The organism is Poseidonibacter antarcticus (assembly GCF_003667345.1).
GTDB lineage: Bacteria > Campylobacterota > Campylobacteria > Campylobacterales > Arcobacteraceae > Poseidonibacter > Poseidonibacter antarcticus.
The window spans coordinates 263,422-282,044 of record NZ_RCWF01000001.1 but is presented as its reverse complement, the minus strand read 5'-3'; the positions used below and the strand labels follow the sequence as shown (position 1 = coordinate 282,044).

Sequence of the window (18,623 nt, the reverse complement as noted above, 5' to 3'; positions counted from 1 at the left end):
TTCTTTCTATTTTGTTATTAAATCTTGTTCATAATATTTGACATTGAATTTAAAAACTATATTAGTATCATAAATGAGTTTTTCCTCATCTTTATTTGGATATTCTACATGACTTAAAAAGTGTTTAATAACATTGATACGAGCTTTTTTCTTACAATCAGTATGAACAATATACCAAGGTGCATAGATGAAACTTGTTTTACTAAACATTGCATCTCTAGCTTTTGAATAATCATTCCACATACTTTGTGCTTTATTATCAATTGGGCTTATTTTCCATTGTTTTAGTGGGTCTTTTCTTCTTGAGGCAAGTCGTTGTTTTTGTGCATTTTTGGAAATATCAAGATAGTACTTGAAAAAATGAATTTGAGAATGTGTTAATAAATGTTCAAAGCTACCAACTTCTTGCATAAATCTTACATACTGCTCTTGAGTACAAAAACCCATAACTTTTTCAACTCCAGCACGATTATACCAACTACGATTAAAAAAAACTATTTCACCATCTTCTGGTAAATGCGGAACATATCGTTGAAAATACCAAGATTTTGTATCTCTATTTGAAGGTTTATTTAGTGCAACAACTCTAGCTTCTCTAGGACTTAAATGTTCAGTAAAACGTTTTATAGTTCCATCTTTTCCTGCTGTATCTCTACCTTCAAAAAGTAAGCAAACTTTTAGTTGTTTTTTAATTACATAACTTTGATACTTTACTAACTCAACTTGTAAATCATAAAGCTCTTTTTTATATGTTTTTTTATTTTTCATTCAGACTCCAAACTTTTTCTAAATATCATCAATGTTAAAAGAAAAAATACTATACCAATTAATAAAATCCATAACATATCTATCCATACTACATTAAAACCAGCACCTCTATAAAGTACCGCCTGTGCAAAATCAACAAAATGACTCGTTGGAACTAGGTGCATTAAATATTGTAAAGCCTTGGGCATACTTTCAAATGGTGTTAATGTTCCTGAAAGAATCATAATAGGAATAATTGTCATAATAAATATCAAACCAAATTGAGGCATTGTTCGTGCAACCGTTCCCATAAAAATCCCCATAGATGTAGTAGCAAATAAAATTAAGGTAGTTCCTAATAAAAATAGAGGAATAGAACCAGCTATTGGTACATCTAATACTCCTTGAACAATAAATTGTAATGCGAAAATAACAGCTACAAGTACTACAAGTCCCATTGACCATACTTTAGCAAGCATAATTTCAGTAGCATTAATAGGTAAAACCATAAGATGTTCAAGTGTTCCGTGTTCTCTTTCTCTAATAAGTGCAGCACCTGCTAGCATAATTGAAAGCATTGAAATATAATTGATAATTGCCATTACACTACCAAACCAAGTACTTTGTAAATTTGGATTATATTTCATTCTTGTTATTAGATTAATAGGTAAAACTGTTGTAGGTTTTTGTAAAAATACATTTACTTCTTTTGAAATTATTTGTTGAATATATCCAGCACCAATACCAGCTTGCGTCATACGTGTTGCATCAATATTTAGTTGTAAATTGGCTATTTTACCATTAATTATCTTTTTCTCAAAACCAGAAGGAATTATAACAGCAAAGGTATATGTCCCTTCATCCATTCCATTATCTGCTTCTTTTTGTGAAACAATACCTTCTTTTTTAAAACGTGGAGGATAAAATGCATCTACAATGCGTACAGAAAGAGATGAATGATCTTGGTCAACAAAAACAATAGAGGCATTATGAATTTCTACAGATGTTGAGGTAGCATCAATATAAATAGCAAAAGAGAAAATATAAGCAATTAAAATTACCATTACTTTATCACGCCATAATGTTTGAAACTCTTTAATTCCAAGACGAAAAATATTTTTTAAATGCTTTATCATTATAACTCCTGTTTTTTTAGTAATAAAATACTACTAAGAGTAATTATAATTATTGCAATAAATAAGGCTAATAAATCATGATAAAGTGCAGATATTTCAACAGCTTTACTAAAAAGTCCTCTACTAATATTAATAAAATATGTTACAGGAAATATTGCACCAATAATTGCACCAATTCCTTCAAGTGAACTAACAGGATCTTTTAGTCCTGAAAAGTTAATAGTAGGAATAAGTGTTAATATCGCCGTTCCTGCTAATGCTGCAATTTGCGTTTTAGCAAAAGAAGAAATAAGTAAACCCAATCCTGTAGTTGTAATAATATAAAGTAATGCTGCAAAACTAAAGGTTATTAAACTTCCTTTAATAGGCACAGCAAAAACCCAAACAGCAAGACAGAGCAAGCCAAAGAATCCTATCATACTTACTAATATATATGGTAATTGTTTACCAATTAAAAATTCTAGTTTTGTAACAGGAGTTGCATAAAAGTTTGTAATAGAACCCATTTCTTTTTCTCGTACAACACTAAGTGCCATTAAAATAGCAGGTACAAAAATAAGTAAAATAGGAATAACAGCAGGAACCATTGCAAAAATACTTTTAAAATCAGGATTATACCAATATCTCATTTCAATATTTGCCGAACTAAGTGCTGGTGTTATTCCATAAGTTTGCATAACTAATTTTTGAATATAATCATAATGCATTCCTAATAAATAACCGCTAATTGTCTCGGCTCTAAAAGGCATCGCACCATCCACCCAAGCTGAAACTTCTACAGATTCTCCACGGAGTAGTTTTTTACCAAATCCTGGAGGGATAACAATAGCAACAGCTAATTCTCCACTTTTCATACGTAAATCAAGTTCAGATTGTGAAGATAACTCTTTTTGTTCAATAAAATAACGCGAACCAGAAATATTTTGAATATAGTCTCTACTTTGTGGACTTTTATCATTATCAAGTGCTGAAAAATGTAAGTCCTCTACATCCATAGTAATACCATAACCCATAATAAAGAGTAAAAATATCATTCCTACAAGTGCAAACGTCAAACGTATTGGATCACGAATTAGTTCTAAAGATTCTCTATAGCTATATCCAAAGAGTCTATCAAAACTAAAATATTTTCTTTTAGTTTGTTTACTTTGACTTGTTTGTGAGATTTTAACTTCGGTATTTGTTATTTTCTCTTGACTAGCTTCTTCAAGATATTCAATAAATGCATCTTCAAGCTTATCTTTCCCTCTTTTTAAAGTAAGTGCTTTTGGTGTATCACTATCAAGAACTTTACCTTGGTGCATCAATGATATTCGATCACAACGCTCACCTTCATTCATAAAGTGTGTTGAAATAAAAATAGTAACACCATCATTTCTTGCTAAATCAATTAATAATTCCCAAAAGTTATCACGTGAAATTGGGTCAACTCCTGAAGTTGGTTCATCAAGAATAAGCATTTGCGGTTTATGAATTACTGCAACAGCCAAAGATAAACGCTGTCTAATACCAAGTGGTAAACTAGAAGCAAAACTTTTTTTATATTCTTCTAAATCAAAACGTACTAACATTTCTTCTATTCTAGGCTCTATTTTTTCCTTTTCTATATGAAAAAGTTGTGCATGTAAAAGAAGATTTTGATAAACAGTTAATTCAGAGTAAAGAGAAAAAGCTTGTGTCATAAATCCAACATTTTTACGAATTTCTAAATCCCGACTATTAGCAGCTTTTCCAAATAACCATGCTTTCCCTTCACTTGGTGCAATAAGTCCTGTAAGCATTTTCATTGTAGTAGTTTTTCCACAACCATTTGAGCCTAAAAATCCAAATATTTCACCTTTTCTAATTTTGAAATTAACATGGTCAACTGCTGTAAAATCACCAAATTTCATAGTTAAATTTTCAGCAACTATAGCATAGTCAGATTGATTATCTTTATAAGGAGGAACTACAAGCTTTTTATGATTTGAGCGTTTTTCCTCTGGAAGTAGGGCTATAAAAGCAGCATCAAGATCATCACTTTTTGTTTGTTCTTTTAATGTTTTTGGGCTACCTGTATAAAGCACTTTTCCATCATCCATTGCAATAAGATAATCAAACTGTTGGGCTTCTTCCATATAAGCAGTAGCAACTAAAACACTCATATCTTTTCTATTGCTACGTATTTTATCTATAAGTGTCCAAAATTGTCTACGTGAAAGTGGGTCAACTCCTGTAGTTGGTTCATCTAGTATTAGTAAATCAGGGTCATGAATAAGTGCGCAACAAAGTCCTAGCTTTTGTTTCATTCCACCTGAAAGTTTTCCTGCTGGTCTATTTTTGAAGTTTAAAAGACCTGTACTTTCAAGTAGCATTTCAATTCTGGCAGTTCTTTGTTTTTTATCTTGTTCAAAAAGACGTGCAAAAAACTCAATATTTTCATAAACAGAAAGTGACATATAAAGGTTTTTACCAAGTCCTTGTGGCATATATGCAATTCTTGGACAAATATTATTTCTTTGTTTTTTATTATTAATATCAACATCTAATACTTGAATATTTCCACTTTGTAGTTTTCTAACTCCTGAAATAAGAGCTAAGACTGAAGATTTACCAACACCATCTGGTCCAATTAATCCAAGCATACAACCAGATGGAATATCTAAGCTAATATCATCAATAGCTATATCTTTACCATAACGGTGTGTTACATGGCTTAGTTTGGCTACAGTGTTCATAATTATTTGATTTTCGCTACATTACTAAGCATTTGTGGCCAAGGTTTAGTTTCATCTAAACGAATATATGCAATTCCTGGAAGACCTGTTTTTATTTTTTTAAGATGTTGTGAAAGTAAAAGAGGGTTTATTTTAACTTTTACACGAAACATTAATTTTTCTCGCTCACTTTGTGTTTCAATCTCTTTTGGTGTAAATTGTGCTTGAGGAGAGATAAAACTAACTGTTGCAGGAATTGCAAGATTAGGTAAAGCATCTAATACTATACGTGCTTTTGAACCAATATCAACTAAACCAGCTTGAGATGTAGGTAAAAATATAGTCATAAAAGTATCAGTAAGTTCTAAAACTGAAAGAATTTTTCCACCACTTCCTACAACTTCACCTTCTTCTACTAAACGATAAAGTACTCTTCCGTTAATAGGTGAATAAAGTGTACTATCATCTATATTTACTTGAATAGTTTTAACTTGTGCTTGTGCTGCTTTAATACTAGCATCAGCACTTATTACTTGTACTTTTGCAGCTTCTAAGGCTGCTTTAGCACGTTCTACTGCTGTTTGACTTTCTTGTAAGTTAGCTAAAGGAATATTATCATCTATATAAAGTGCTTTTGCACGTGCTAGATTTTTTTTACTATAATTTAATGTACTTTGACTTTCACGTACAAGTGCAAGTGCATAGTTTTTTTGTTGTTTTGTTTGTTCAACTTGAGCTTTTGCTTGTGATAATTTTGCATTTAGTTCATTACTATCAAGTCGTGCAAGAACATCACCTTTTTTTACCATATCACCTTCTTTAACTAAAACAGATTCTAGTCTTCCTGGAAGTTTAGTAGAAATATCAACTTGCGTTGTCTCTATTCTTCCATTACCAAAGGCAAATCCCTCTAAAGCTGAAGGTTTATTCATATAATCATAAGCAAATTTAGCACCAATGGCAACTATTACTATAAGTATAAGATAGATAATTTTTTTCATAAAAGACTTACTCCTTATTTGTTTTAAGTGTTGTTTCTAAAGTATGAGCTAATGTATTATATCCCTTACGGTTAAGGAAAAAATCAAAAGAAGCAATATCTCGTTGTAGTTTTGTAAAATCAATTAAAAATTGATATACCGCATTTGCTGATGCACTATCTGCTGCTAGTTTTGCATTTTGTGAAATCAAAAGGTCAGTCATAGCTCGTGTTCCTTTTGCATAGTTTGCACTTATAAGTTCAAAACTTTTTTGTGCAGATTGTGCGGCTTGTTTTGATAATTCAATAGAAGGATAACTAGCTTTTATAGCGTGCATATCTTCCCAGATATTTCTTTTTATGCCCTCTATTTGGTCTAAATATTTTGATTGAAGCTGTTGTAATTGTAATTGCGTTCGTTGTTTTCTAGCATTTTTTGCACCACCTTCATAAAGTGGTAATGAAAGTTTAACAACAGCTTGCCAGTTTGTATCATTTTCAAGAGAAAAGCTATCTATTGTTCTTTGTTCATCAAAAACATGATTTACTTCACCAGCTAAAATCACACTAGGTGTATAATAATCACGTTCTTGTGATAAAAGTTGTCTTCTTTGAGCTGATAAATTAGCATTTAGACTTTTTAATTCAGGTGCATTTTTTAGTGCGTGTTTAATAAAAAAGTTTGCCATTTGTTTATAGCTTTTTTCATTTGCCACTTCTTTTATAAGTCGTTGATTTCCTATTAATTTATGTAATTGTTCAAGACTGATTGAAGCAATAGAAATATTTTCTTCTAAAGGACGATGTAAAATACGTTTTAAAAGGTCTTTAACTTTTGAAACATTTGCTTTTGCATCTAAAAGATTTTGTTTTGTACTACTTATTTTACTTTCCCAATAATAAAGATCCGAACGATCTGATGCACCTGATGAAACACGACTTTTTGCAAGTTTAAGATTTCTTTGTGTTAGAGCTAAATTATCACTTGCAATTTTTGTATAAGTTTTACTTACTAATACTTTTAAATAAAGTGTTGTAGCTTGTTTTATTACTTCCAATTCTAGTGCTTCTTGCTGTGCTTCTTTTGATATTTGTAACTCTTTTTGTATTTCTAAGTTTGCTAGGGCTTTTTCAGAAAAGAGTATTTGTTGTAAGCTAATAGAAGCTTCTGAAGTTTTTTGCGCATAAAAACCAGTTTCAACATAGATATTATCATCATTTAATTGTGAATAATCCAAGCTAGCTGTAATTTGTGGATAAAATACAGATTTTACCTCTTCAATTGTTTGTTCACTTGCTTTAACACCTAATTTTCCACTTATGATAGATAAATTATTTTGAACTGCTTCTTTTGCTATTTGTTCTAATGTTAAAGCTTTAATATTCTTTTGTTCTTCATTTAAAAGTTTAATATCTCTTAATAGTTTAAAATTTGGATAAACATCAATACTTCTAGCTGTTTGCATATTAATTGTAAGATTATGCTTTTCTTTAAATAAAATATCTTGTTTACTAGCTTTTTCTCCACGAAGTACCGCTTGGATATTTAAACTAAGTTTTCTTAAACGTCTTTTAAATTTATCTTGATTTATAGATGAAGCTAAAATCCCTTCTTCAACATTAATTTCAGGTGTTAAACTATAAGAAGGGAGTTTTTTCAAAATCAATCCATTTATTAGTTCTTCTTTTGCCTTTTTAGTTATTTGTGGAAGAGCTGCAATCATAATTGCATCACTGTTTGTAGGAATTTTATCTATCAAGTTATCATTTGGATTTTTTTGACGAATAAAATTAAGATTAATTCTTTTTTCATTTGCAATAGTTTTAATATGTTTTATTGCTTTTGGAAAACTTTGATAAAGATCTTCATCTATCATAATAGATAAGTTTGAAAAATTTGTAACTTCTAAAAATCTTTCAAGTTCATCTTTAAATGATATATCAACTCTTAAATAATTAAAGTTTTTTATTCCACTTTCATCTTTTTTAGGTGTAATAGTTTGAAAAATAAAAGGAGCAAAAACTGCTTTGTTTTGTAGTTTGCTTTTACGAGCTATTTGGCTTGCACGTAAACCAATAGTAATAATCATATCTACTTTAGAATCTTCTTGTAAATCTTTTAGGTGCTTTTTCAAATCAACAGTAGAAAAATCTCCATAGAATTGCTTTGATCTTGGAAAGCTTATTTTAAATTCACCATTTGTTAGGTCTTGTAGTTCTTGTTTAAGTTTTAGAGCTGTCTCTTTTTTGAATTGACTTTTGCTATCACTTAAAACTGCAATATTAACAGAAGCTTCAAGTGTTAGTAGAAAAAAACTCATTAGAAACAGTGAAATTATTAACTTTTTCATCGTTCTCCTTTTTAGATATAAAGTTTAGAACATTTGTTCTAATTATAGGGTAGCTAGTCTAAGAAATAATTTAAATCATAAGCTTATAAATAAGTATATGATATTATCAGCGAAAAATTAGGAATAAAATATGATAAAAACAACTCATGAAATATCAGATGAAAATGGATATAAAAAATATAATCTTTTTGAAATACATAAAAATTTAGAAACAATTATCGCAGATGATTATTTTACATATTCTTCAAATGAGTTTAAAAAAGATTCATATTGTGAGTTGATGTATAAGAAAAATTTTTATGATAAATATGATAAAAATATGTATAAAGAAGTTTATGAAAAATATATTGATAATATTAGTTTTAAAGAAAAAGCTAAATTTATTTATAGTGTTATTGATTATGAAAAATATGTAGAATTTGTAGAAAAAAATAAAACTATAGAAAATCCAAATGATTTAACTATTTCATATTCTGTACTTGATAGTCATGGTGTAAAAGTAAATATGTATAATATTTCTATTGCTGATATTGCTTTTGTATTTTAAAAGGATGTAAATGGCAACAATTGAATTATATTTATTAATTACCGCTTTTTTAATGTTGCTTAGTGTAGTTGCTAGTAAATTATCTACTACATTTGGAATACCATCATTATTTATATTTTTAGGACTTGGTATGCTAGCTGGTTCTGATGGAATTTTGGGTATTGAGTTTGACAATGTTGAATTAGCTCAAAATATTGGAACACTAGCATTAATTTTTATACTTTTTGGTGGTGGATTAGATACTGTTTGGAAATCTATTAAACCTGTTTTAAAAAATGGTTTAATGCTTGCAACTTTTGGAGTGTTGTTTACTGCATTTTTTGTAGCTTTATGTGTTTATTATTTATTAGATTTTACATTTTTAGAGTCATTATTACTTGGTGCAATTATTTCTTCAACAGATGCAGCAGCAGTTTTTGCAATTTTAAGAGCAAAAGGAATATCTTTAAAAAAGAGACTTTCTCCTCTTCTAGAACTTGAATCAGGAAGTAATGACCCTATGGCAATTTTTTTAACAGTTGCTATTTTACAAATTATAATGCTACCTGAAACATCAAGTGCTTCTGAGTGGATTTTCAAATTTTTCTTACAATTTTTTATTGGTGGAATTTTAGGATATTTATTTGGGTATTTATTACCAATTATTTTAAATAGAATTCACTTAAGTTTTTATGGTCTTTATCCTGTTTTTACAATTGGATGGATTTTACTTTTATTCTCTTCAACTTCATTACTAGAAGGAAATGGTTTCTTAGCTGTTTATATGGCGGGAATTGTAGCAAACACAAGAGAGTTTGTTCATAAAAAGAATTTAACTGGTTTTCACGATGGTTTATCTTGGATTATGCAAATTGCAGTTTTCCTAGCCCTTGGACTTTTAGTTTTTCCTTCTGAACTTCCTGATGTTGCAATATCTGGTTTAGCTATTGCTTTATGGTTAATGTTTGTAGCAAGACCTGCTGGAGTTTTTTTAAGTACAATGTTTTCATCATTTACTATTAAGGAAAAAACATTTATTTCGTGGGTTGGATTAAGAGGTGCTGTTCCAATTATTTTAGCAACATATCCATATTTACAAGGATTTGAAAAATCAAATTTGATTTTTAATATTGTATTTTTTATTGTTTTGTTTTCAATATTAATTCAAGGTGCAACACTTCCTATAGTAGCAAAATGGTTAAAAGTTGAATCAAAAAGTAAAAACTTTAAAGCTGAAAATGTTATTGCATCACCACTTTTTTATCATACATTAAAGCAGTTTTATATTGAAGAAGAATCTAAAGTTATTGGTTTAAGTATTGTTGAGCTTGATTTACCAGCTGATTTTTTAATTCTTTTAATAAAAAGAGAAAATGATTATATTAAACCAACAGGTTCAACTCTTTTAGAGAAAAATGATATGTTATTAATTCAATGTAATAGTGATAGAAAATACAAAAAAGTTCTAAAGACTTTTCAAACACAAAAGAAAGCAACTTAGGTATTTTTTAATAATGCTATTTTTTAAAAGGCTTATGATATAATCGCGAATAATTAATACATAAGGTCTTTACAAAATGGATAAACCGCAAGTTAAAACACAAAAATTTATAATTAAATTTTTCCCAGAGATTATGATAAAAGGATCATCTGCTAAAAAGCAAATGATTAACCAACTTTTTAATAATCTTACTAAACTTTTAAAACAAATCAATGAGGAGATTAACCTACGAAAATTTTTTGATAAAATTGAAGTAGTATGTCCTATTGATTTAGTTACAGAAGTTAGAATCAAACTACTAGAAACACCAGGAGTTGAACAAATTCTTGAAGCTTTACAGTTTGATAAAATAACTACTTTAGATCAAATAAAAGTAACAGTAAATGAAGCAATGCACCAAGAAATAGAAGGTAAAACTTTTGTAGTTCGTGCAAAGCGTTCAGGAACTCATGATTTTAAATCTACTCAAATAGAACAAACTGTTGGTGGATATATGCTAGCACATAATAATACTAAAGGTGTAGATTTAAGAACAGCAGAAGTTACAATCAAAATTGAACTTGTTGATAATCAATTAAATATTATTACATCAAGATATAAAGCTCTTGGCGGTTTTCCTCTAGGAACACAAGGTGATATTTTATCTTTAATGTCAGGTGGATTTGATTCTACAGTTGCCTCATATCTTACTATGAAAAGAGGAATTAAAACACACTTTATTTTCTTTAATTTAGGTGGAATTGCTCATGAAATTGGTGTAAAACAAGTTGCTTTATATTTATGGAGTAAATTCGGAGCTTCACATGAAGTATCTTTTATATCAGTACCATTTGATGATGTAGTTACTGAAATATTTAGATCAACTGCTGAATCTTATATGGGTGTAACTTTAAAAAGATTGATGCTAAAAGCTTCTGAGAAAATAGCTGATGAAATGGGAATTGATGCACTTTTAACAGGTGAAAGTGTTGCACAAGTATCAAGCCAAACTTTACGAAATTTAGCTTTAATAGACCAATTTACAAATAAACTTATCTTAAGACCATTATCTACTATGAATAAACCTGAAATTATGGGTATTGCAGATGAAATTGGTACAAGAAGATTTGCAGAAACTATGCCTGAATATTGTGGTGTAATCTCAAAAAATCCTATTACACACGGTTCATATAAAAGAATGGAAGAAGAATCACGAAAATTTGATTATACAGTTTTAGATAAAGCAGTTGAAAATGCTGTTAGTATAAAAGTTCATGAAATTGTAAATGATATTTCAGATATTGGACAAATGGAAATAATAAGTGATTTAAGTAGTGAAGATTTTACAGTTATTGATATTAGACAAAGTGATGATTGTATAGAAACTTCAGTTGAAACTCTTAAAATCCCATTTTTTAAATTAAAAAGCGAATTCAAAAAATTACCACAAGATAAACAATACTTATTTTATTGTGATAAAGGTATTTTAAGCCAACTACACGCTCAATATCTAAGAGATGCAGAGAACTTTACAAATATAAGAGTTTATAGACCATAACTCTTATATGAAGTGTAATTTATAAAATAAATTACACTTAACATTTTAAAATACAAATAAGAATATATAAATACATACTCCCATTAATGAACTGATAGTTAAACCTAAAAATATCAACTTACCCATTTTTTTATGATTTGAATTTTTAATTTCTTTTAATTGGTTCTTTCTATATAATTTAAGTGATGTAATAAATAAATATACCCAAGCTATTAAAGCAATAATTGCTATTAGAATATGAATAATTAAAAATATTAGCATAAAAGTATATGAAAAACTACTTTCTTTTGAATACTCTATAAAACCACCAGATATTCTAAGTCCTATTTCAAAAACTAGAATTATAGTTATTGTTATTATTAACAATACACCTTGTGAAATAAAATGTTCTTTATATTTTTTTTTAACTGCTAAATATATTGTAAAAGCCATTAACACAGGAAAAAATAAAAAATAAATGGTTACAAAATCCATATAAAAAGGTGCACTGGTTCTTAAAAAACCAGAATCAAAGAGCATAAAGACTAATCTCTTTCTAGTTTTTTTAGTTTATTTTCAATCATGATAAAACCAAATGGAATTAATGAATATACAAATAATTGGAAACCACTACCTTTATTCCATTTACATTTAATCATTACATGAAAAAGTGCCATACAAAATAGTATAAATAATACTCCGTGACCCATTCCTGCGAATCTAACAGGTTCAGGATTGTCTCCTAAATATTTAATAGGCATTGCTACAAATACTAATAATAAAAATGAAAGACCCTCAATTATAGATATAATTCTAAATCTTTCAAATGCTGTTTTTAACATACGAATCCTTTTAATTAAAAATTGATTATATGAAAAAATAGTTAATGATTAATTAAATACTTGGGGCAATATATATACAATTGTAAGAAAAGAGTTTATATATGAATACAAACAAAATCATTTTTACATTATTAGTTGTATATATACTAGCCGATATAATTAAAACTTATTTTTTCTAAAAGAAATTAATCTTCTTTTTTCTTTAAATCACATTTTTTCGAAATAATACAAGCTGGACAAAAATTTGTTAATCCTGCAAGTAAAGGTATAACACCTAAATAAAACCATGGATTAGCTGTAAAGTACCCTATAGCAATTAATACTAAGCCTACTACTATTCTAATTGGTCGACATGTTTTTCTAATTTTTTCATAAATATTCATAACTTATCCTTATAATAATACTTGAATTTACATAATTATATCTTATAAAACTTATAGATATTTGAAAGTTATAAAACTTAGCTTAACTTAAGTATAATCTACTATAGAAATGTTATAATACTTTTAAATATAGAATCAAAAGTCTCATTATGAAAAAACACTTCTTAGAACAATCAATTATCTTCTTTTCCGTTAGTAAATGGCTTATTATTTCAACAATTATTGGTATTGTAATAGGTGGAGTTGTTACCTTTTTCGTTGATATATTACAATATGCAGAAGATTCTAGAGATTCTCTAGGATTTAAGTATTATTATTTATTACCTTTTGCTTTAGTCTTTACAGTATGGCTTACTAAAACATTTGCACCAAATGCAAAGGGTCATGGAACAGAAAAAGTTATTGAAGCAATTCATAAAAAAAATGGAAAGATTGATATTTTGGTAATACCTGTAAAGCTAGTAGCTACAGTTATTACTATTTTTGCAGGTGGATCAGCGGGTAAAGAAGGACCAGCAGCACAAATTGGTGCGGGTGTAGCTTCTTTTCTTGCTGATACCTTTAGATTTACGCAAGAGCATAGGAAAAAAATCGTAATTTGTGGGATTAGTGCAGGTTTTGCGGCTGTTTTTGGAACACCTATTTCAGGTGCGATTTTTGGTGTTGAAGTTTTAATTGTTGGAATTATTATGTATGATGTTTTACTTCCTTCTTTAATAGCAGGATTTGCTGCTTTTACAACAGCACAATTTTTAGGATTGAACTATACATATTTTGATATGAGATTTTCACAAGCAATACCGCTTGAACTTCCGCTAATTGGGAAAGTTGTACTAGCTGGTTTATTTTTTGGAATTATTGCAGATTTTTTTATCACATTTCTAAAATCTTCTGAAAAAGCTATAAATTCAATAAAAGTAAATGCTTATTTAAAAGCCTTTTTTGGTGGGACTATTCTTATTATCTTAGCTTATTTCTTTGGAGATGAGTATTTTGGTTTAGGATTAGATACAGTTAATAGTACTTTTTTCTCAGATACAAGTATTGAAACTGATATACCTTGGTATGCTTTTATTTTAAAAACTATTTTTACTTCAATTACATTATCAACAGGTGGAAGTGGTGGAGTTTTAACTCCATTGTTTTTCGTAGGTGCTACAAGTGGGCATTTATTTGGTACATTAATTGGTGATCATATTGCTTTTTTTGCTGCTATTGGATTTGTTAGTTTATTAGCAGGTGCAACAAATGCTCCTATTGCATCTATTATTATGGCAGTTGAGTTATTTGGTTTAGAAATAGCTCCTTATGCTGCTGTATCTGTTGTGATCACTTTTTTAATTACAGGACATAGAAGTGTATTCCCATCACAAATACTTAAAATGAAAAAAAGTGAAATGCTTGATATTTCTATGGGTGAAGATATGGATCACTCATCAGCAAATGTACGTCAAGAAGATAAACAAAAATTTAAAGAACTAAAACAAAGATTAAGATCAAAAAAGAAAAATTCAAATAGACGTATTTCTAAAGATAAAAGAGAAGAAATATAATAATATAAATAAACAGTTACTAACTATGATTGTGTTAATATTACAACTTATATAATATAATGTATTATAATATTAACATTGGAGAAAGTAATGAGTATCAAAAGAAATATTTTAGTAGGAATTGATTTTTCAAAATCTAGTATTGAAGTTTTAAAAAGAGCATTTAACTTAGTAAAATCAATAGGTGCAAAATTAACTATTGTTCATGCAATAGATAAAGGATTATTTGATAAGTACTTTTCTCGTTCTAATGATGAAGAATTAATAACAAAAGCAAAAGAAAATATTGAAAAAATAATAACAAACCTTCAAGAGAAAAATATTGAATATTCTATTGTAGTACAGATTTCTACTCCAACAAGTTTAATTATTGATATGGCAAAAGAAATAAATCCTTCACTTATTGTGGTTGGTGTAAATAGTATTGATAATTTTAAAACAAAAGTTTTTGGTTCTACATCTGTTAAAATCATACAAAATACAAAATTACCTGTATTAATTGTAAAAAATAATTGTGAAAAAGATTATAAAGATATTTTAGCATTTACAGATTTATCACCAATTTCACTAAAAAGTATAAATTTTACAAAAGAATTTTTTGAAAATAGTAATTTAAAAGTAATCCATGCATATAAACAAGTAAATGACTTCACATTGACTTTTCATGACTCACTTGAGCATAAAAAAGAAATTCAAGAAGATATAACTCAAAGAGCCAAAGAGAGATTTGAAGAGTTTAAAAAAGTGAATAAAATTACAAATAGTGAACTTATTGAAGTATATAATGCTATAAGTGAAGTATTATTATCTAAAACAGAAGAAGAAAATAAAGACCTTGTAGTCCTTGGTTCAAATGGTGTAAATAATGCAGATTCATTTCTTTATGGTTCAATTGCTTTATATATGATGGAAAATGTTAAAAATGATATCTTAATATATGTACCAGATGAAGTATAATAATATATTTTCTTAATATTTATTTTTTATATAGACTAAAATAGATCCTATAATAGCTAATAAAGAAATACCTATAGTAAAGAAAAAACTTTGAACTCCTAAAGAATTCACAAGTGGATGAAATACTATAGGTGAGCTAAACTGTCCCAAAAATAAAGCACTTGTAAAATACCCTGATGTTTTAACTCTTTTTTTAGCACTAGTCTTACTTAACATCCATGCAGTCATATTTGTCATCATCAAACCACCACCAAAGCCAAGTAAGGGACTTGTTAGAAAGAAAAAGTATATATGATTTATAAATCCAACACCTGAAAAACCAATAGCTATGATTGTTAAACCAATAATATAAATACTAGAATAAGAAAATCTTGCTTTTAGTTTTGGGAAACTTATAGCTCCTAAAGCATTTGATAAAAAAGCCAAGGCGATTATAGTCCCAGCAAAACTACCACTAGCTTTAAATGTTTCGATTATCAAAAATGGAATTTGAGTAGGTAATATAAAAAATATTAACATATAAAAAAATGCAAGAAAATATATATAATACATTCTAGAATTTATTTCAATATCAATTTGCGTTTCATCTTTTACAATCACTTCTTTAAGTTGCGTTATAGCCAAAGGCACTAATAAAAAGCCAATCAAATAAATACCAAAAGAATAACGCCAAGAAATATCAGATAAAACTCCACCACCTAATACAAATACAACACCACCCAAAGCCATAAAAGCACTTTGATAACCCATAAACTTGTGTCTATTTTGCTCTTTAAAATAATCACCAATAAGTGAAGTAGAAACAATCATTAAAGTTGCTACACATACACCAAATAAAGCTCTTGAAAATAAAAGCATTTGTATACTATCAAGATATAAACCAGCACTTCCTGTTAAAGAAAAAGAAATAAGAGCAATAATAACAGCACGTTTTTTTCCAAACTTAAAAATCAAATGTCCCAAAAAAGGTGCAAGAAGTGCAATAGCAAGTGAAGGTAGTGTAAGCATAAGCCGTGAGTAAAATTCTATATTTGCAATATCTGTAAAGTATTCTTTTAGATGAGGTAAAGCCGTTACAATTGCAACATTTGACATGGATGTTGTCATTGCTATTAAAAGTAAAGTAAGTATTGTGAGTTTTTTGATATTTTCCATTTAGGAATTGTATCTAAATGAATAAATATTTTTAATTATCTTAGAGAAAAAAGTAAATTATGATATAGTTTTTTAAATTTTCTTAAAATGGAGTCTTATTTGTTATTAAAAAATTCTAATTTAGCCTATCTAAAATCAATTCCAAAAACAATAGTCTTAATTTTTAATTCAGAAGAAAAAGTTGTAGAAACTTTAGGTAAGTACTCTAAGAAATTTCCTTCTGTAAATAATAAACAATTAAAAGATATATTTCCAAAAACTTCTTATTTAGAAATAAAAAAGTTATTAGAAAATAAAAAAAAAGAGATTATAATTGATTGGAAAGAATATAAATTTGAAATATCTATTAGTAAACTTGAAAAAGACAATCTAAAAGCTTTATTTTTTTTTGATATAACAAAATATTTTAATATAAAATATTCAAAAGAACAAGAATTACAAGCTGTATTTGACTTAGCTGCTAATGGAATTTCTATTTTAGATAAGAGAGGAATGTTTTTATATGCAAATAATTTCTTTCAAAAAATGATGGGATATACAATGGAAGAATTATATAAAGAATCTTGTATCTCTTTATCTTCCAATGAATATAAAACATCTTCTAAAAGGGCAATAAAAAAAGCTATAAAAGAAGGTAGTGTTGTAAATTTTCGTAAGATTTGTATCTCAAAATCTGGTGAATATATGAACGCTAGTATGTCTTTAAGTTATTTAGAAATGACAGATACAATAGTAATGATTACTTCAGATATTACAGATGATATAAAATATCAAGAAGAATTAAAAAAGCAAGTTGAGTTAGAAGTATCAAAAAGAACTCAACAATATGAAATTATGTGTCATCAATCAAGACTTGCTGCTATGGGAGAAATGATTGATTCAATTGCCCATCAATGGAGACAACCTTTAAATGGTTTAGGTCTGATGATTCAAGGTTTAAGACATATATCAAATGAACAAAAGATACAAAAAGAATTTTTACTTGAATTTGAAGAAGAAATGATGGAAAAAGTATCATATATGACTCACACAATTGATGATTTTAGTGATTTTTTCCGTATTACTAAGAAAAAAGAGATATTTGATGTTTTAAGTAATATTAAAGATGCTATAAGATTAATTGATGCTCAATTAAATATAAATAAAATAACTGTTTCTATAAATGTAAAAGAAAATGAAGACTTAAATATATTAGGTTTCTCAAATGAATTTAGACAAGTTATTATGAATATGTTATCAAATTCAATGATGGCAATAGTAGATAATAAAATCAAAAATGGTTTTGTAAAAATTAATATAGAATCTTTAGATAATAAACTTAAAATAGAAATCTTTGATAATGGCGGAGGAATAGAAGAAAAAAATCTTCCTAAAATATTCGATCCATACTTCACAACAAAAGAAAAAGGTAGTGGAATTGGACTTTATATGTCCAAAATGATAATTGAACATCATATGAAAGGTTCTTTAGCTGTCAAAAATTATAAAGAAGGGACAATGTTTTGTATCTATTTAAAAAAGTAGGAAGTTTGAAGTGAGTATTATCCATAAGCGTTTACAAAATAGTAGTATTTTAATAGTAGAAGATGATTCAAGTACCTTAAAATGGTTATCAAGAGTATTGCAAATTTATTTTAAAGAAGTTTACACAGCTCCAAATGCTATAAAAGCTATAGAATTATTTAAAAATAATAACACAGATGTCGTTTTAGCAGATATTCAAATGCCTGATATGGATGGTTTAGCATTTTTAGATAAAATCACTAAAATAAATGATAAAACTATAAGAATAGTAATGACAGCTTTCAATAACACTATTTATATAAATCGTGCAGTTCAAAGCGGGGTAGATTTTTATTTAAAGAAACCAATAGATATTGATGAATTGCTTGTTGGTATATCTTCTCACCTTAAAATCTCTCAAAAGAATTTAGAAAGAGTTGATTTAGGGGAAGGATTTTTCTTTGATAGTTCTAATAAAATGTTGTATAAACAAGATAAACTTATAAAGCTTACTAAAAAAGAGTTATTATTATTAGAATTATTTTTAAAAAATAAAAATACATATATTTCTTTAGAATTTATTGAGCAAAATATTTGGGAAGAAAATACAACTCCCGATGCTATTCGTATGGTAATAGTTGGCTTGCGTAAAAAACTTTATAGTAAATTTCTTGAAAACCTAAAAGGTCTAGGTTATATGATAATTCTTCCTTAAAATCTTATAAAAACCTTATAGTTCTCTTATACTTTTCTTGTCTTGCTTTGTTACAATATTTGT

The 18,623-nt window shown here is 27.8% G+C and carries 16 protein-coding genes; 7 read left to right on the top strand and 9 right to left on the bottom strand.

Annotation, left to right across the window (positions count from 1 at the left end; all coding sequences use genetic code 11):
- Window positions 1-6: 6 nt before the first annotated feature.
- The 5 genes from ppk2 to D9T19_RS01350 are packed head-to-tail and all read right to left on the bottom strand — an operon-like array spanning window position 7 to window position 7,909.
- A complete protein-coding gene (gene ppk2, locus D9T19_RS01370; protein WP_121626403.1) occupies window positions 7-768 on the bottom strand; it encodes a polyphosphate kinase 2 in 762 nt (253 codons plus the stop codon).
- Window positions 765-1,883, bottom strand: a complete 1,119-nt coding sequence (locus D9T19_RS01365; RefSeq protein WP_121626402.1) for an ABC transporter permease — start codon at window positions 1,881-1,883, stop codon at window positions 765-767. The genes ppk2 and D9T19_RS01365 overlap by 4 nt, the downstream gene beginning before the upstream one ends.
- Window positions 1,883-4,600 carry a ribosome-associated ATPase/putative transporter RbbA gene (gene rbbA / locus D9T19_RS01360; protein ID WP_121626401.1) on the bottom strand — a complete coding sequence of 906 codons (2,718 nt, stop codon included), beginning with the start codon at window positions 4,598-4,600 and terminating at the stop codon, window positions 1,883-1,885. Before rbbA ends, D9T19_RS01365 begins: the two co-directional genes overlap by 1 nt.
- Before the next feature lie 2 nt (window positions 4,601-4,602).
- On the bottom strand, window positions 4,603-5,580 hold the full coding sequence (locus tag D9T19_RS01355; RefSeq protein WP_121626400.1) for an HlyD family secretion protein: 978 nt from the start codon (window positions 5,578-5,580) through the stop codon (window positions 4,603-4,605).
- A 7-nt stretch (window positions 5,581-5,587) separates the two neighbouring features.
- Entirely contained in the window at window positions 5,588-7,909 is a 2,322-nt protein-coding gene (locus D9T19_RS01350; protein ID WP_121626399.1) for a TolC family protein, read from the bottom strand.
- 130 nt (window positions 7,910-8,039) lie between these two features.
- Here D9T19_RS01350 and D9T19_RS01345 point away from each other — a divergent pair, with 130 nt between their 5' ends.
- From D9T19_RS01345 to thiI, 3 genes are all read left to right on the top strand, one after another.
- Window positions 8,040-8,456: a hypothetical protein gene (locus tag D9T19_RS01345; protein WP_121626398.1), complete on the top strand. Its 417-nt coding sequence runs from the start codon at window positions 8,040-8,042 to the stop codon at window positions 8,454-8,456.
- A gap of 10 nt (window positions 8,457-8,466) precedes the next feature.
- Window positions 8,467-9,936, top strand: coding sequence for a potassium/proton antiporter (locus D9T19_RS01340; RefSeq protein ID WP_121626397.1), 1,470 nt, complete (start codon window positions 8,467-8,469; stop codon window positions 9,934-9,936).
- Between the two features lie 76 nt (window positions 9,937-10,012).
- Window positions 10,013-11,473 (top strand): tRNA uracil 4-sulfurtransferase ThiI, encoded by a 1,461-nt coding sequence (gene thiI, locus D9T19_RS01335; protein ID WP_121626396.1) that lies wholly within the window; start codon window positions 10,013-10,015, stop codon window positions 11,471-11,473.
- Window positions 11,474-11,518: 45 nt separating this feature from the next.
- Here thiI and D9T19_RS01330 read toward each other — a convergent pair whose 3' ends face one another.
- The 3 genes from D9T19_RS01330 to D9T19_RS01320 all read right to left on the bottom strand — a co-directional run bounded on the left by D9T19_RS01330 (window position 11,519) and on the right by D9T19_RS01320 (window position 12,677).
- Window positions 11,519-11,992 carry a DUF420 domain-containing protein gene (locus D9T19_RS01330; protein WP_121626395.1) on the bottom strand — a complete coding sequence of 158 codons (474 nt, stop codon included), beginning with the start codon at window positions 11,990-11,992 and terminating at the stop codon, window positions 11,519-11,521.
- Between the two features lie 5 nt (window positions 11,993-11,997).
- Window positions 11,998-12,294, bottom strand: a complete 297-nt coding sequence (locus D9T19_RS01325; RefSeq protein WP_121626394.1) for a DUF3817 domain-containing protein — start codon at window positions 12,292-12,294, stop codon at window positions 11,998-12,000.
- Window positions 12,295-12,479: 185 nt separating this feature from the next.
- Window positions 12,480-12,677: a YgaP family membrane protein gene (locus D9T19_RS01320; RefSeq protein ID WP_121626393.1), complete on the bottom strand. Its 198-nt coding sequence runs from the start codon at window positions 12,675-12,677 to the stop codon at window positions 12,480-12,482.
- Window positions 12,678-12,826: 149 nt separating this feature from the next.
- Here D9T19_RS01320 and D9T19_RS01315 point away from each other — a divergent pair, with 149 nt between their 5' ends.
- Together D9T19_RS01315 and D9T19_RS01310 are read left to right on the top strand one after the other, a co-directional pair.
- Complete coding sequence (locus D9T19_RS01315) at window positions 12,827-14,230, top strand: chloride channel protein (protein ID WP_121626392.1); 1,404 nt, start codon at window positions 12,827-12,829, stop codon at window positions 14,228-14,230.
- 90 nt (window positions 14,231-14,320) lie between these two features.
- A complete protein-coding gene (locus tag D9T19_RS01310; RefSeq protein ID WP_121626391.1) occupies window positions 14,321-15,187 on the top strand; it encodes a universal stress protein in 867 nt (288 codons plus the stop codon).
- Between the two features lie 12 nt (window positions 15,188-15,199).
- On the opposite strand, the gene D9T19_RS01305 is transcribed toward D9T19_RS01310, so the two are convergent.
- The gene (locus tag D9T19_RS01305; protein ID WP_121626390.1) at window positions 15,200-16,342 is read right to left on the bottom strand and encodes an MFS transporter; all 1,143 of its coding nucleotides are present in this window, start codon (window positions 16,340-16,342) and stop codon (window positions 15,200-15,202) included.
- Window positions 16,343-16,441: 99 nt separating this feature from the next.
- On the opposite strand from D9T19_RS01305, the gene D9T19_RS01300 reads away from it, so the two are divergent.
- Complete coding sequence (locus D9T19_RS01300; protein ID WP_228197939.1) at window positions 16,442-17,866, top strand: PAS domain-containing sensor histidine kinase; 1,425 nt, start codon at window positions 16,442-16,444, stop codon at window positions 17,864-17,866.
- A 10-nt stretch (window positions 17,867-17,876) separates the two neighbouring features.
- Complete coding sequence (locus D9T19_RS01295) at window positions 17,877-18,560, top strand: response regulator transcription factor (RefSeq protein ID WP_121626388.1); 684 nt, start codon at window positions 17,877-17,879, stop codon at window positions 18,558-18,560.
- The last annotated feature ends 63 nt before the right edge of the window (window positions 18,561-18,623 follow it).

What these genes read in the sequence shown, in the direction of transcription:
- ppk2 (WP_121626403.1), bottom strand. Translation starts at nt 768, where the DNA reads ATGAAAAATAAAAAAACATATAAAAAAGAGCTTTATGATTTACAAGTT.
- D9T19_RS01365 (WP_121626402.1), bottom strand. Translation starts at nt 1,883, where the DNA reads ATGATAAAGCATTTAAAAAATATTTTTCGTCTTGGAATTAAAGAGTTT.
- rbbA (WP_121626401.1), bottom strand. Translation starts at nt 4,600, where the DNA reads ATGAACACTGTAGCCAAACTAAGCCATGTAACACACCGTTATGGTAAA.
- D9T19_RS01355 (WP_121626400.1), bottom strand. Translation starts at nt 5,580, where the DNA reads ATGAAAAAAATTATCTATCTTATACTTATAGTAATAGTTGCCATTGGT.
- D9T19_RS01350 (WP_121626399.1), bottom strand. Translation starts at nt 7,909, where the DNA reads ATGAAAAAGTTAATAATTTCACTGTTTCTAATGAGTTTTTTTCTACTA.
- D9T19_RS01345 (WP_121626398.1), top strand. Translation starts at nt 8,040, where the DNA reads ATGATAAAAACAACTCATGAAATATCAGATGAAAATGGATATAAAAAA.
- D9T19_RS01340 (WP_121626397.1), top strand. Translation starts at nt 8,467, where the DNA reads ATGGCAACAATTGAATTATATTTATTAATTACCGCTTTTTTAATGTTG.
- thiI (WP_121626396.1), top strand. Translation starts at nt 10,013, where the DNA reads ATGGATAAACCGCAAGTTAAAACACAAAAATTTATAATTAAATTTTTC.
- D9T19_RS01330 (WP_121626395.1), bottom strand. Translation starts at nt 11,992, where the DNA reads ATGCTCTTTGATTCTGGTTTTTTAAGAACCAGTGCACCTTTTTATATG.
- D9T19_RS01325 (WP_121626394.1), bottom strand. Translation starts at nt 12,294, where the DNA reads ATGTTAAAAACAGCATTTGAAAGATTTAGAATTATATCTATAATTGAG.
- D9T19_RS01320 (WP_121626393.1), bottom strand. Translation starts at nt 12,677, where the DNA reads ATGAATATTTATGAAAAAATTAGAAAAACATGTCGACCAATTAGAATA.
- D9T19_RS01315 (WP_121626392.1), top strand. Translation starts at nt 12,827, where the DNA reads ATGAAAAAACACTTCTTAGAACAATCAATTATCTTCTTTTCCGTTAGT.
- D9T19_RS01310 (WP_121626391.1), top strand. Translation starts at nt 14,321, where the DNA reads ATGAGTATCAAAAGAAATATTTTAGTAGGAATTGATTTTTCAAAATCT.
- D9T19_RS01305 (WP_121626390.1), bottom strand. Translation starts at nt 16,342, where the DNA reads ATGGAAAATATCAAAAAACTCACAATACTTACTTTACTTTTAATAGCA.